12 protein-coding genes are annotated in these 13,720 nt (G+C 64.8%); 8 read left to right on the plus strand and 4 right to left on the minus strand.

The features are described from left to right. Positions 1-176 precede the first annotated feature (176 nt). From ACMHLQ_RS07475 to mdoH, 8 genes are all read left to right on the plus strand, one after another. The gene (locus tag ACMHLQ_RS07475) at positions 177-1,082 is read left to right on the plus strand and encodes a DMT family transporter (RefSeq protein WP_415404154.1); all 906 of its coding nucleotides are present in this window, start codon (positions 177-179) and stop codon (positions 1,080-1,082) included. 89 nt (positions 1,083-1,171) lie between these two features. Continuing rightward, complete coding sequence (locus tag ACMHLQ_RS07480; protein WP_415404155.1) at positions 1,172-1,747, plus strand: GcrA family cell cycle regulator; 576 nt, start codon at positions 1,172-1,174, stop codon at positions 1,745-1,747. A gap of 191 nt (positions 1,748-1,938) precedes the next feature. Further along, on the plus strand, positions 1,939-3,588 hold the full coding sequence (locus ACMHLQ_RS07485; protein ID WP_415404156.1) for a thiamine pyrophosphate-binding protein: 1,650 nt from the start codon (positions 1,939-1,941) through the stop codon (positions 3,586-3,588). Then, the gene (locus ACMHLQ_RS07490) at positions 3,572-4,789 is read left to right on the plus strand and encodes a CaiB/BaiF CoA transferase family protein (protein WP_415404157.1); all 1,218 of its coding nucleotides are present in this window, start codon (positions 3,572-3,574) and stop codon (positions 4,787-4,789) included. The genes ACMHLQ_RS07485 and ACMHLQ_RS07490 overlap by 17 nt, the downstream gene beginning before the upstream one ends. Before the next feature lie 172 nt (positions 4,790-4,961). Then, positions 4,962-6,308, plus strand: a complete 1,347-nt coding sequence (locus ACMHLQ_RS07495) for a tetratricopeptide repeat protein (protein WP_415404158.1) — start codon at positions 4,962-4,964, stop codon at positions 6,306-6,308. Positions 6,309-6,377: 69 nt separating this feature from the next. Further along, on the plus strand, positions 6,378-7,634 hold the full coding sequence (locus ACMHLQ_RS07500; RefSeq protein ID WP_415404159.1) for an OpgC family protein: 1,257 nt from the start codon (positions 6,378-6,380) through the stop codon (positions 7,632-7,634). Continuing rightward, positions 7,610-9,166, plus strand: a complete 1,557-nt coding sequence (locus ACMHLQ_RS07505; RefSeq protein WP_415404160.1) for a glucan biosynthesis protein — start codon at positions 7,610-7,612, stop codon at positions 9,164-9,166. The genes ACMHLQ_RS07500 and ACMHLQ_RS07505 overlap by 25 nt, the downstream gene beginning before the upstream one ends. Before the next feature lie 31 nt (positions 9,167-9,197). Beyond that, on the plus strand, positions 9,198-10,994 hold the full coding sequence (mdoH, locus tag ACMHLQ_RS07510; protein ID WP_415404161.1) for a glucans biosynthesis glucosyltransferase MdoH: 1,797 nt from the start codon (positions 9,198-9,200) through the stop codon (positions 10,992-10,994). 110 nt (positions 10,995-11,104) lie between these two features. On the opposite strand, the gene ACMHLQ_RS07515 is transcribed toward mdoH, so the two are convergent. The 4 genes from ACMHLQ_RS07515 to ACMHLQ_RS07530 all read right to left on the minus strand — a co-directional run bounded on the left by ACMHLQ_RS07515 (position 11,105) and on the right by ACMHLQ_RS07530 (position 13,665). Then, positions 11,105-11,617 (minus strand): rhodanese-like domain-containing protein, encoded by a 513-nt coding sequence (locus tag ACMHLQ_RS07515; protein WP_415404162.1) that lies wholly within the window; start codon positions 11,615-11,617, stop codon positions 11,105-11,107. Between the two features lies 1 nt (position 11,618). Further along, positions 11,619-12,143, minus strand: a complete 525-nt coding sequence (locus ACMHLQ_RS07520) for a YHS domain-containing (seleno)protein (protein WP_415405246.1) — start codon at positions 12,141-12,143, stop codon at positions 11,619-11,621. 155 nt (positions 12,144-12,298) lie between these two features. Further along, positions 12,299-13,087, minus strand: a complete 789-nt coding sequence (locus ACMHLQ_RS07525; RefSeq protein ID WP_415404163.1) for an SseB family protein — start codon at positions 13,085-13,087, stop codon at positions 12,299-12,301. Next, complete coding sequence (locus tag ACMHLQ_RS07530) at positions 13,084-13,665, minus strand: uracil-DNA glycosylase family protein (RefSeq protein ID WP_415404164.1); 582 nt, start codon at positions 13,663-13,665, stop codon at positions 13,084-13,086. Before ACMHLQ_RS07530 ends, ACMHLQ_RS07525 begins: the two co-directional genes overlap by 4 nt. Between the last annotated feature and the right edge of the window lie 55 nt (positions 13,666-13,720).

A 13,720-nucleotide genomic window follows, 5' to 3' on the forward strand; every position in this document is an offset into this window, starting at 1 on the left:
TGGTGGATGCGCCGGGATCAACCGCGCGCAAGGGATCAGTGGCAGCCTTAGCTGCGGCGCAAGGGTCGTCGGAGATGCATGCCGGTGATCATGTGCGCACCCTTAGATCAACATGCGCGCCATGACCAGACGAAATGCGCTTGCACCTCTCTCGGTTGAGGCGCACTGCTGCGCCCATGTACACGGCCAAAGCACATAACCCCGCCCTTGCGGCCATGCTGATCGCTGTTGCAACGGCCTTCATCGCGGCCACGACCCTGTTTGCCAAGGCGCTTGGCACGGATAGTTTCGGGCCACCGCTGCATCCGTTTCAGATCAGCTTTGGGCGCTTTCTCTTTGCCTTTCTGGCTCTTGGCACGGCGGCGGCGCTGTTCCGGCCCCGCTTTCAACGCCCGCATATCGGCCTGCATCTGGCGCGCACCATATCAGGCTGGGCTGGTGTGACGCTGATGTTTGCCAGTGTGGCCTACATTCCACTGGCCGATGCAACGGCGATTTCCTTCCTCAACCCGGTCTTCGGCATGATCCTCGCCATTCCGCTGCTGGGTGAAAAGGTGGGCAAATGGCGCTGGCTGGCCGCGGCCATCGCTTTTGTCGGGGCGATGATCCTGCTGCGCCCGACCCCGGCCAGTTTCCAGCCCGCCGCGCTGCTGGCACTTGGCGCAGCGCTGGTCATGGGGTTCGAGTTGAACATCATCAAGAAACTCACCGGGCGCGAGGGGCCGTTTTCCATCCTTGTGATCAACAACGCGCTTGGGGTCTGTATCTCGGGCCTCGCCGTGATCTGGGTCTGGCAGATGCCCACGCCCGCGCAATGGGGGCTGATGGCGGCCATTGGTTGTGCGATGGCAGTGGCCCAGGCTTGCTTTGTCAATGCGATGGCGCGTGCCGATGCCAGCTTTGTCGCGCCGTTCAGTTACGGCACGCTGATCTTTGCCGCGCTGTACGATGTGCTGTTTTACAATGTGATCCCGGATCGGGTCACGATCCTTGGCGCTTGTATCATCATCGCGGGTGCGCTTTTGCTGGCCTGGCGCGAAGGGCGCAGGACACGTGCAGAACCCGGCGAACATGCCTTGTAACTTTGGCCCGGCCCATTAGTATAGAGCGCTGACACGAAATTCAGGGCGGCCCCGTTGGGAGGCCGCTTTTTAGCTACGAAAGCTTGCCCATGTCCTGGACCGACGAACGCGTTGAACTGCTGAAAAAGATGTGGGGCGAGGGCCAGTCGGCCAGCCAGATCGCCAAGGAACTGGGGGGCGTGACCCGCAATGCCGTGATCGGCAAGGTCCATCGCCTGGGCCTGTCCAACCGCGCAGGCAGCGGCGCATCCGCCGCCACACCCAAGACCGAGGCCAAGGCGAAACCCGCCCCCAAAGCCAAGGCAGAGCCGAAGCCCCAGCCCAAGACGGAACCGGCGATCAAGCCTGTGCCCGCCTCGGAAGCCAAGCCGAACCTGCCCGCCCGCAAGCAGATCATTCCCGCAGGCCAACCCCTGCCACCCCAACCTTCGGCGAATGAAATCAGCCCGGAGGCCCTGGCCAAGGTCAACGAGGTCGAGAAGAAGGCGAAAAAGATCAGCCTGATGGAGTTGACCGAGCGCACCTGCAAGTGGCCCGTGGGCGACCCGGCGACGGACAATTTCTGGTTCTGTGGTCTGCCGGTGCAACAGGGCAAACCCTATTGCGAGGCGCATGTGGGCGTGGCGTTCCAGCCGATGTCCTCGCGCCGCGACCGCCGCCGTTGATCTGATTGACGCTGCACGACACGATTTTTTAGGGGGCGCTGCCCCGCCCTTGCGGGCGCCCCCTTGGTATGTCCGGTCAGAAGAAACACTGGTGCTGTTGAAACACATCACCACGCAGGTGTGAGTTGTGCGCGAGCGCGGCCCATGACAGGAAGGCGCGGTGTTTTGTAACCGTCGTGAAAGCCTTGCCCATGAGAGACCTGCCGCCCGCCCCGCCCCGCGCTGCCGATGTTCTGGCCGCGCGCCTTTATGATGCCGGGTGCCGTCTGGCCTTTGGCATGCCGGGCGGCGAGGTTCTGACGCTTGTCGATGCGCTTGAGCGCGCGGGCATCCGATTTGTCCTGTGCAAGCACGAGAATGCCGCCGCCTTCATGGCCGAAGGCGCCTGGCACCGCACCGGCGCGCCCGGCATTCTGGTCGCTACGGTTGGTCCCGGTGCGCTCAATGGCGTGAACGCCGTCGCCAATGCCCATCAGGACCGCGTGCCGCTGATCGTTCTGGCGGGCTGTGTGGATGCTCACGAGGCGCAGACCTACACCCATCAGGTTCTCGATCAGACTCAGGTGTTTCGCCCCATCACCAAGGCCACCTTTACGATGGACGCAGGCGCCGCCCATGTGATCGCGGACAAGGCCGTGGGCATCGCGCTGGAGGGCCGTCCCGGCCCGGTGCATATCGATGTGCCGATTTCGGTGGCTGACACGCCCATCGCGCCCGAGGTGCCTGCACGCCGGTCTTTTGCCGCGCCGCTGATCCCTGCGCCGGACACGCTGAACGACATGCGCGCCGCACTGGCCCGGGCCGAGCGTCCGATCCTGATTGTCGGCGTCGATGCGCTGAACCAGGGCTTTGACACCCGCCGCGCGGACATCTCGGACACGCTGTGTGGCTTTGTCGAAACCTTCAACGTACCCGTCATCACCACCTACAAGGCCAAGGGCGTGCTGCCCGAGGATCATGCGCTGGCGCTGGGTGGCGCGGGCCTGTCGCCCAAGGCGGACGGGATCCTCCTCCCGCTGGTCCAGCGCGCGGACCTGATCATCGGCCTTGGCTATGATCCGATCGAGATGCGCACCGGGTGGCGCGATTTCTACTTTCCCGGCATCCAGACCATGATCGACATCACGGCCGAGCCGAACCACCACTACATGCACCAGGCCACCACCAATGTGGTGGGCGATTGCGCAGCCACTCTCACCGCGATGTCCGACGGGGTTACCCCGCGCGACACATGGACCGGGGGCGAGGTCACAGCGGCCAAAACGGCGCTGGCCGCAGCTTTTCCGCGCGATGACGACTGGGGCCCTGCCGCCGTGATTGACACATGCCGCACCACCCTGCCCCGCGACACGCTGGCCACAGCCGACAGCGGCGCGCACCGCATTCTGCTGAGCCAGATGTGGGAATGCTACGCCCCGCGCGGCCTCATGCAATCCTCGGCCCTGTGCACCATGGGCTGCGCCATTCCGCTCGCCATGGGCGCGCAGGTGGCCGAGCCCGCGCGCACGGTCGTCAGTTTTTCAGGCGATGCGGGGTTCCTCATGGTCGCGGGCGAATTGTCGACCGCCGCCGAACTCGGCCTCACGACCATCTTTGTCGTCTTTGTCGACGCTTCCCTCGCCCTGATCGAGCTGAAACAGCGCCAGCGTCAACTGACCAATGCCGGTGTGGATTTCGCCCATCACGACTTTGCCGCCATGGGCCGCGCCTTTGGCGGTGCCGGGCATACGGTGACCTCGCGCGCCGAATTGCAGGCAGCGCTGGAGGCGGCGCAAACGGCGGACACCTTCACCGTGATCGCCGCTGTGATCGAGCGGGGGGCCTATGACGGACGCATCTGAAACACCGGGCGCGCTCGACGGGCTCTTTGTCCTCGACCTCAGCCGCATTCTGGCCGGGCCGACCGCAACGCAGATGCTTGGCGATCTCGGCGCCACCGTGATCAAGGTCGAAAACCCCAAGACAGGCGGCGACGACACGCGCGGATGGGGGCCGAACTATGCACGCGACCGCGACGGCCAGCCGACGGACCTGTCGGCCTATTTCATGTCCGCCAACCGCAACAAACAGTCCATCGCCGTCGATATCTCGACCGATGAGGGGCAGGACATCGTCCGCCAACTGGCCGCGCGGGCCGATGTGATCATCGAGAATTACAAACCCGACGGGCTAGTCAAGTACGGGCTCGATCACGCCACGATGCGCACCGCCCACCCATCGCTTGTCTACTGCTCGATCTCGGGCTTTGGGCAGACGGGGCCAAACCGCGATCAGCCGGGATATGACCTCATGGCGCAGGGCTATGGCGGGATCATGTCGCTGACGGGCGATCCCGATGGGGCCCCGATGAAGGTGGGCGTGGGCATCGCGGATGTGATGTGCGGGATGTACGCGACCATCGGCATCCTCGCCGCCCTGCGGCACCGGGACCAAACGGGTGAAGGGCAGCACATCGATCTGTCACTGGTGGATGCGCAAATGGCATGGCTGATCAACGAGGGCTGCAACTTCCTGACCTCTGGCCAGGTGCCCGAACGCCGCGGCAATGCCCACCCCAACATCGTGCCCTACGACGCGTTCGAGACACACGACGGCCACGTACTGGTCGCCGTGGGCAATGACGCGCAATTCGCGCGTTTCTGTGATGCCATCGGCGCATCCGGGCTGGCGGATGACGTGCGCTACACCACCAACCTGGGCCGTATCCAGAACCGCGACACACTCATCCCAGAGTTGCGCCCGCGTCTTGCGGCCCTCAGCAAGGACGACGTGCTGACACGGCTGAAAGCGGTCAAAGTGCCCTGTGGGCCAATCCATGATGTTGCCGAGGCGCTGGGGTCGGATCAGGCGCAGGCGCGCGGTACGGTGGTCGAGGTTGCGCGGGACGATGTGGCCGACGGACACGTCCGGCTACTGGCGAATCCACTGAAATTTTCCGCAACTCCAGTGCAGTATCGCCGCCCTCCGCCCCGGTTTGGGCAGGATACCGAGGCCGTTCTTGCAACATTGGCGTCTCAAAAATCGCAAGACCCTGCCGAATAATCCAAGCGCTTTGGCTGGATTCCGCCGCGTTTGCGCGGTCGTGCTGACATTTTGTTCACAGAACGCCCCATTGCCCTTCACGGTTGCGTGTGGCGCGTCCGCAAACTGTCGCAAACGGGCTTAGATGCGGTAGACCCAATGCAACACGAATTCGGTAAGAGGTACCGCACCCATGATGCACGATATTTGCCAAGCCCCGGTCAGCCTGGACGACCCAGGGCACCTCGCCGAATGGAACGGGATGATCCGCGCCTTCATGGCGCACGGGACGGCCACGCCGACCCATCTGGGGGCCGTACTGGCGGGCAATCCGCACTTTGCCATGGGCTTTGCCGCCAAGGGGCTGTTTTCCCTGATGATGGGGCGCAAGGAACTGAACGCCGTGGCACGCGAGGCCGGGCAGGCCGCTGTCGCGGCGCTGGCTGCATCCGGTGGCAGCACCCGCGAACGGCTTTGGGTGCGCGCGCTTGGCGAATGGCTTGATGGGCGCCCGTCCGGGGCCATTGCCGCGATGGAACGGATCCTTGCCGATCACCCCACAGACACCCTGTCGGCCAAAGTCAGCCACGCCATCCGATTTATCCTCGGAGACGGCGTGGGCATGCGCGGTTCGATCGAAAATGTGCTCGAGGCGCACAAGGGCCACGCGCTCGAGGGCTATGTGCACGGCTGTCACGCCTTCACCCTCGAAGAAACGGGCGAGTATGATGCCGCCGAAGCTGCAGGCCTTCATGGTCTGGAACTGGCAAGCGACGATGCCTGGGGCCTGCACGCCGTAGCCCACGTCTATGACATGACCGCACGCCCCGATCACGGCATCTCGCTGATCGAAAACAACGTCTCTGCCTGGGATCACTGCAACAACTTCCGCTACCACGTGTGGTGGCACAAGGCGCTTCTGCATCTGGACCGGGGCGAGAATGACATCGTTCTGGCGCTGTACGATCAGCAAATTCGCGCCGACAAGACCGACGATTACCGCGACATGGCCAATGCCACCTCGCTGCTCATGCGGCTCGAGCTGGAAGGCACCCATGTGGGCGACCGCTGGGCCGAACTGGCCGACTTTGCCCAGAACCGGACCGATGATGGCTGCCTCGTCTTTGCCGACCTGCACTACCAACTCGCATTGGGTGCCGCAGGGCGCAGCGATGCACAGAACGCGATGACGCAGCGCTTTGCCGTGGACGCAACGCGGCAAGGCGAAATGCCAGCCCGCGTGGCTGATCCGGGCAAGGCGGCGCTGGCTGGCCTCAACGCCTTTGCCGAAGGTCAGTATGACATCGCCTTCCAGAACCTCGCCGCAGCCCGGCCCGGCATGCAGACCATTGGGGGCAGTCACGCCCAGCGCGATGTGTTCGAGCGGATGACGATTGATGCCGGTCTGCGCGCCGGCATGGTCGACGCCACAGAGGCCCTGATCGAAGACCGCATTGCGCGCCGCGCAGGCGCTGTTGATCGGTTCTCCGCCACCCGGCTGGCGAGCATCGGCGAAGCTCGGCGCATCCCTGCGCAATAAAGCACGCGATTTGCCCGTGCGCCCGCGCACGGGCCTGACTCTTTGAGCAAAGAAGACTAGACAGCGGCCATGACCTTCGCCGACCCCACTCAAACCTCAGCAGCCCCCGCTGCCGCAGCCGCTGCCAACCCGGCGCGGGTGCGTGATATCCGTCTGGATTTCTTCCGGGGACTGGCGATGTTCATCATCCTGTTCGCCCACACGCCCGGCAACTTCCTGACTGCATGGATTCCGGCGCGGTTCGGGTTTTCGGATGCCACCGAAATCTTCGTGTTCTGCTCGGGCATGGCCTCGGCCATCGCCTTTGGGGCGACCTTTGACCGGGCGGGTTGGCTACTTGGCACGGCGCGCGTCATCTACCGCATCTGGCAGGTCTACTGGGCCCATATCGGGCTGTTCTTTGCCACTGCCGCGATGCTCGCCTACCTGACCAACCTCGACGGAACGACACGCAATTACTGGGGGCAGCTGAACCTCTGGATGCTGTTTGTCGAGGGCGAACACTGGACGAATCCCGACATCCTGTTCCGCTTCATGACGCTGCAATGGGTGCCCAACCTGTTCGACATCCTGCCGATGTACATGGTGATCCTCGCGATGATGCCGATCGTGATCGTGCTGGGGCGCATCCACTTCGGCCTTCTGGCCGCGGCCAGCCTGACGCTCTGGTTCTTCGGGCAGCGCAGCTTCATGGAGACGCTCGGCCTGCCCTATCTCAACTTCACGGCCGAGCCATGGGTGGGCAATGACGACTGGCAGCGGCGCTGGTTTCTCAACCCGTTCGGCTGGCAACTCGTGTTCTTCACCGGCTTCGCCTTCATGCGCGGCTGGATCCCCAAACCACCCGTCACACCCCTGCTGATCGGTATCGCCACCTTCTTCGTGCTGGCAAACCTGCCGCTGTCCAGTATCGGCGTGCGCGAGTTCGGCTTTGACTGGGCGCGCGAGTGGCGGGCGGATAACCGCCAGTGGATCTCGAAAACAGACTTCGGGCTGCTGCGCTATGTCCAGTTCCTGTCGCTCGCCTACCTGTCCTGGGTGATCGCCGGGGACAAGGGAGACCGTATCCGCGCAGGGGTTAGCACGCTTGGCCGTGCCTGGGGCGGCATCCTCAAGGTGATCCTCAAAGTCGGCCAACAATCGCTTGCGGTCTTCGTGGTTTCGATCTTCGTGGCACGTTTCAACGGCTTTGCCATGGACATGCTGGGCCGCGACACCGGAACCGTTCTGGCCGTCAACGCGTTTGGGTGCGGATGTCTGATCCTGACCGCCTATCTTGCCGGGTGGTTCAAAACGACGCCATGGAAACCAAAGGTGACCCGCTGATGTTGCGCCGAGAATTCCTTGCCAGTCTGGCAGCCCTTGCTGCCGCCCCCCGCACCTCGTGGGCCCAAGAGGCGGGCGAGCCCGGTCTGCAACTGGGTGCGCCCACCGCGTTCAGCCCAAGCGATGTGGTCGAGATGGCGCGCGAGATGGCGACGCGCGACTACACGCCCCGTCCGCTCATCCCCGAGGCATGGCGCAACCTGTCCTATGACCAGTACCGCAAGATCTGGTTCGACAGCCGCAACGCACTTTGGGAAGGGTCCGACGCCGCCCAGCGCATCGACGTCTTCCCGCCCGGGCTCTACTTCCCCCGGGCGATCAAGACCTACGTGGTCGAGGGCGACGAGGCGCGCCCGCTCATGTTCGACATGAACGTCTTTGACACCACCGACAAGTTTCCCGACGTGCCCATCGACGATACGCTCGGCTATTCCGGCCTGCGCCTGCGGGCCGAACTGCGCCAGCCCGGCATCTACGAAGAATACGCCGTCTTCCAGGGTGCAAGCTATTTCCGTGGCATCGGCACGGGCGACATCTACGGTCTGTCCGCACGCGGCCTCGCACTGAAAACCGGCGACCCGATGGGCGAGGAGTTTCCCGACTTTACCCAGTTCTGGCTGGAACGGCCCGCACAGGGTGCGGCCACCATCGTGCTGCACGCCCTGCTCGACAGCCCGTCGTGCACCGGCGCCTACCGGTTCGAGATCACGCCCGGCCAACCCCTCGCCATGCAGGTCGAGGCCGAGATTTTCGCGCGCAACCCGCTGACACATGTGGGCATCGCGCCGCTGACGTCCATGTTCCTGTTCGATGATACGGATCGCCAGCGGTTCAACGATTTCCGCCCCGCCGTGCACGACAATGACGGGCTGATGATCCACAACGGCGCAGGCGAAGTGATCTGGCGACCGCTGGCCAACCCGCTCACCCTGCAGATCAGCGCGTTCGGGGACAACAACCCGCGCGGCTTCGGCCTGATGCAACGCGCGCGCAACTTCCAGGATTTCAACGACCTCGAGGCGCTGTATCACCGCCGCCCCGGTCTCTGGGTCACCCCGGGCGAAGGCTGGGGGCGCGGCTCTGTCCAACTGGTGGAAATCCCGGCAGACCGCGAAATCTACGACAATATCGTCGCCTATTGGCGCCCCTCAGCCGATATCGAACCGGGCACCTCGCACCGCATCACCTACCGCCTCGACTGGGGACAAGACCCTGCGCCCAAGGCGGCCATGCCCCTGCGCGTGCTGAACACCGCCGCCGGGGGCCGCCCCGAGGGCGGGCGCATCTTTGCCATCGACTTCGAGGATGCCGAGCATGTGCCTGACGACCTCTCGCGCATCGACCGCCTGGTGCGATCCAGCGCGGGCGATGTGACCGAGGGGATCATTCAGCGCAACCCCGCCACGGGCGGTCCGCGCCTTGCCTTCACCTTCATGCCGGGCGATGCGCCGTGGGCCGAGTTCCGCGCCCAACTGCGGCTGGACGGCGAGGCGCTGAGCGAAGTGTGGCTCTATCGGTGGACGCGCACATGACAACCGCAATGCCCCCCGCGCGCCCCTGGCGATGCCTGCGCAGGATTTCGGGTCGGCGCCGCAGGTCGTGGACATGGCCGCCGACCGGCGTGACCCGCTGTGGCGGATCGCCGTCTTTGTCCCCGCGCTGGCCATCACGGCCCTGATGGTCTGGGGCCTGCACGATCTGTTCCAGACTGCGGGCATGACCGTGTTCGAATACGCGCTGCTCACGCTCATTGGGCTGACCTTTGTCTGGGTCACGCTGGCGGTCTCCACCGTCGCCGTCGGCCTCGCCGGACGGCTGGAACCCGAACAAAAGACCACACCGGGTGCACCCATCGACGTGGCCCTGCTGGTCCCGGTCTATAACGAAACGCCCTGGGATGTGTTCGGCAATGCCGCCGCCATGCTGGACGACCTCACCCGGCAAACCGGCGGGCACCGCTATACGCTCTTCGTGCTCAGCGATACGCAGGATGACACCATCGCCGCGCAGGAATGGCAGGCGTTTCAATCCCTGCGCGCCAGCGCCCCCTTCCCCGTCCACTACCGCCGCCGCGCGGCCAATACCGACAAGAAGGTCGGCAACCTGGTCGACTGGATCACTGGCTGGGGCGCGGATTACGAGGCGATGCTGGTGCTTGATGCCGACAGCCTGATGACGGGCCGCGCCATCGACAGACTCGCCAGCGAACTCGCCGCCGATCCGCAAAGCGGCCTGATCCAGAGCTTTCCGCAACTGATCGGTGCCGACACCGTCTTTGCCCGCATGCAGCAGTTTTCCAACGTCGCCTATGGCTGGCTCTTGGCCGAAGGACTGGCCCACTGGGCGCGGACCGAGGGCAACTATTGGGGGCACAACGCGATCATCCGCACACGCGCCTTTGCCTCCTCCGCCGGTCTGCCACATCTGCGCAGCCTCTCGGGCCGACGCGACCTGATCCTGAGCCATGATTTTGTCGAGGCATCGCTCTTGCGCCGCGCAGGCTGGCGGGTCCGTTTCCTGCCCCGCATCTCGGGCAGTTTCGAGGAAACACCCGGCACCCTGATCGACTACACGATCCGCGACCAGCGCTGGTGCCGGGGCAACCTGCAACACCTGCGCCTGCTGACGACACGCGGCCTGCACCCGGTCAGCCGCTTCCACCTGTTCCAGGGCGCGGCGGCGTACCTGATGTCACCGGCGTGGTTCGTCCTCTTGATCTTCTGGGCGCTCCTGGGTCGGGACGCCGAAACCAACGTGATCTCGTACTTCAACGAGGCGAACCCGCTGTTCCCCAACTGGCCACCCGCCATGACCCATATCGACAGCGCGATGTTCCTCGTGGTGATGTACGCGATGCTGCTGACGCCCAAGATCACCAGTGCGGCGATCATCGGCATGCACCACAAGGCCGTGCGACTGTTTGGCGGTCGTTGGGCCTTTGCCCGCGCGGTCCTGCTGGAACTGGCGCTGTCCGTCGCTTACGCGCCGATCATGATGATCCAGCAAACCCGCGCCGTGCTACGCGGCCTGACGGGGCAGGGCAACGGCTGGCAGCCGCAGAAACGTGATGCGCAAGCCTATCCGCTGCGCACCCTGTTCAAGTTCCATTGGGTCGAAACCCTGCTTGGCGTGATGCTTTTTGCCGGTCTGGCGGCGGGCCTTGTGTCCTGGTGGCTGCTGCCGATCATGATAAGCCTGCTCCTGGCCGTGCCACTCTCGGCGCTGAGTGCCAGCACGACCACGGCCCTCAGGCTCGACAACCCGCTCACCTTGCGCGAGCCCACAATCGTGAGCGACGCCCGCACCGCCCGCGCCCAGCTGCGCGCGCAGATCGATCCGCCCAAGATCGCGGCAGAATAAAGCGCCCGCGCCAGGGTCACACGCAACAGTCAAAGCTGAAAAACACGGCCCGCAGCCCGCGCCAAATCAAACATGGCGTGCGCGCGGCAGCGCGCTCCGTTTGGCAACAGCTACGCGGGCGACCACGACATGATCGGTAACCCTCGCTTCAGCCAGCCCGGCCCAGCGCCAGACCCCAACATGCCCTCGGGTACATCGATGATCGTGGTGAAACCTGCGGCGTTCAGCACCTGGCTCATCCGGCGCGAGCGTACCCCGCGCGCGCAGATCAGCGCCACGGCAGCATCCGTGCGCCCGCCCGTATGGGTCAGCAGCGCCTCCGTGAAATCGTCCCGGCGCATGTCGATGGGCACTGCCCCCTCGCCTAGGCCCGTGCGCTCCCACTCATCGGGGCGGCGAATGTCGACCAGCAGGATCTCCCCGGACAGCGCCGCGCTGTGCGCATCCGGCGTGCTCAACGTGCCCTCGATCCCCGCCTCGGCCGAGATGTTGAACCAGCGCGCGGCAAACACCGTGCCCCCCACCAGCAGCGCCGCGCCCCCAAGGCCAAAGGCCCGGCGCGACATACGCGCAGGGCCCCCGGTCGACCCATCCGGGCCGATGTCTTTCCTGTCCGTGTTCATCTCAGCCGTTTGGCGCCTCGCTTGTGAACTGGGGAATCGTGCGATCTGAAGCGGGATCCGCGTCCAGCGACACCCAGTTGGTCTCTGACAGGGTCAGGTTGCCGGGAATGTCTTCTTCCCAGAAACCGACCACGTTCTTTGTGATGTTCAGATACAGCTTGTCATCAATGATGCGCCACAGGTTGGGGTTGGCCGGGACCTTGCCGCCCTTGGCCACGCCATAGGCGCAATGCCCGTCATACTGCGGTGCGTATTTCGCGGGGTCAGCTACAAACGCATCCCGGTTCGCTTCGGTGGCAAAGGCGAATGTCGCGCCATTGTATTCGGCGGTGATGGATGCGTTGCCCGGCACACCGGCGGGCTGGGACTGACCCACAGGCGCCTGCGGCAGATCGAAATAGGCCACCACGTCATAGCCGGACACGGCAAAGCCGGTCTCGTCCACATATTGATCGCCCGCAAAGGCGGCAGTCGTCAGGGTCAAAACGCTCGCAGCGGCGGCAAGGGTGAGGGTAAAGCGGTTCATCATCGCAGCGGTATCCTTTGGGCAAAGCTTCAGGGGTCAAACTCACTCCGCAACATCGCCTGCTGCGGATGATCCAAGAATAGGGGGCCGCTGTCCAGCATGGCAGCCCGCCTCGCGCCAAAGTGAGCGCGCGCCAGAGCGCGTGATGAGGCCGCTCAGCGCAGGCGCGGCGGGCGGTCCGGGTCCGAGCCGGGCGCAGACACCTCGGGGGCCTTGGTCGGGGCCGGTTGGGGCAGATCAAAGCGCAAACCAACCCGCGCCAGCCGCTCGGTCACGGGGTCATTTGCATCGAAAAACCCGACATCCATCGCCCCCGCCTCGATCCCGGAAAAGGTCAGCGCCTCGGACGCGGCCCGCGCCAACGCGTCCTGCGCCCCCGGCACCGCACCGACAATGCCCAGCAAATGCCCGCGCTGGCCCGACGTATCCGTCGTGCCCACCAGATAGGCCATCTGCGCCAGCCCCGTGGCAGTGGCCAGCTTTGTATCAAGTGCCGTAATCAACGCATCCGGCAGGCCCGCCGGGGCCGACACCTCGGCCAGGCGCGCCTCGACCTCGTCCGGGCCATGGCCCAGGGTTTGCGCCAACCACGCCACACCCTCCGCATCCAGCAGGAACGCCGAGGGCGCAACATCGAGGTTCAGACCCAGACCCAAGCGTTGTTCGGCCAGCAAGCCCGCGATGACGCGCCCGGACAGCGCGGCATAGGGGGCCTCAGCCCCGACAAAGGCGGCCAGCCGTTCCTCGCGGTCAAACACCAGCACAATCGGCCCCGACCCGGGGTCAAACACCTGCGGTGTGACCGCATCGCCCACCGCTTCGCCTTCCAGCAGCAGGAACAGTTCCGCATCACCCAGACGTTCGAAAAACCGCAGGCGCGCCGCGTCATCCTCGGGTGCTGCCGCCATCGCGCCATGCGCAATATCCAAAGCCGTCTCTGTCACGCCAACACCTCTTGCACGCGGGCCCGCAGCACGGGGAGCAACTCTGCCTCGAACCACGGGTTTTTCTTCAGCCACCCGGTATTGCGCCACGAGGGGTGAGGCAAGGGAAAGGCGCGCGGCGCATGCGCGCGCCAGCCAAGCACCGTGTCGGTCAAATTGGTCCTGGTGCCCAGATGCCAGGATTGGGCATAGCCGCCGATCAGCAAAACAAGGGGCACATCGCCCACATGCCCCATAACATCCGCGCGCCACGTCTTGGCGCAAACCTTGGGCGGCGGGCGGTCCGACCCCTTGGCGTCATAACCCGGAAAACAAAAGGCCATGGGCACAATCGCCAGCTTGTCCTGATCATAGAACGTGGCCTCGTCGATCCCCATCCAGTCGCGCAGGCGATCCCCGGACGGGTCGGTAAAGGGCCGCCCGCTCTCATGCACCCGCGCGCCCGGGGCCTGCCCGGCCACCAGAATACGCGCGCCGGGGCGAAACCACACAACCGGGCGCGGGCTGTGCCCCGTCTCGGTCGCAGCAAAACGGTCAGTGCAGATGGTGCAGGCGCGGATGTCAGATACCAATGTCATGGGCAAAGCAGCTATGGCGTTTTGCCGGGAAGGACAATCATTTCGAATATTATCG

Origin of the sequence: Tateyamaria algicola (assembly GCF_047715485.1) — a bacterium.
Classification (GTDB): domain Bacteria; phylum Pseudomonadota; class Alphaproteobacteria; order Rhodobacterales; family Rhodobacteraceae; genus Tateyamaria.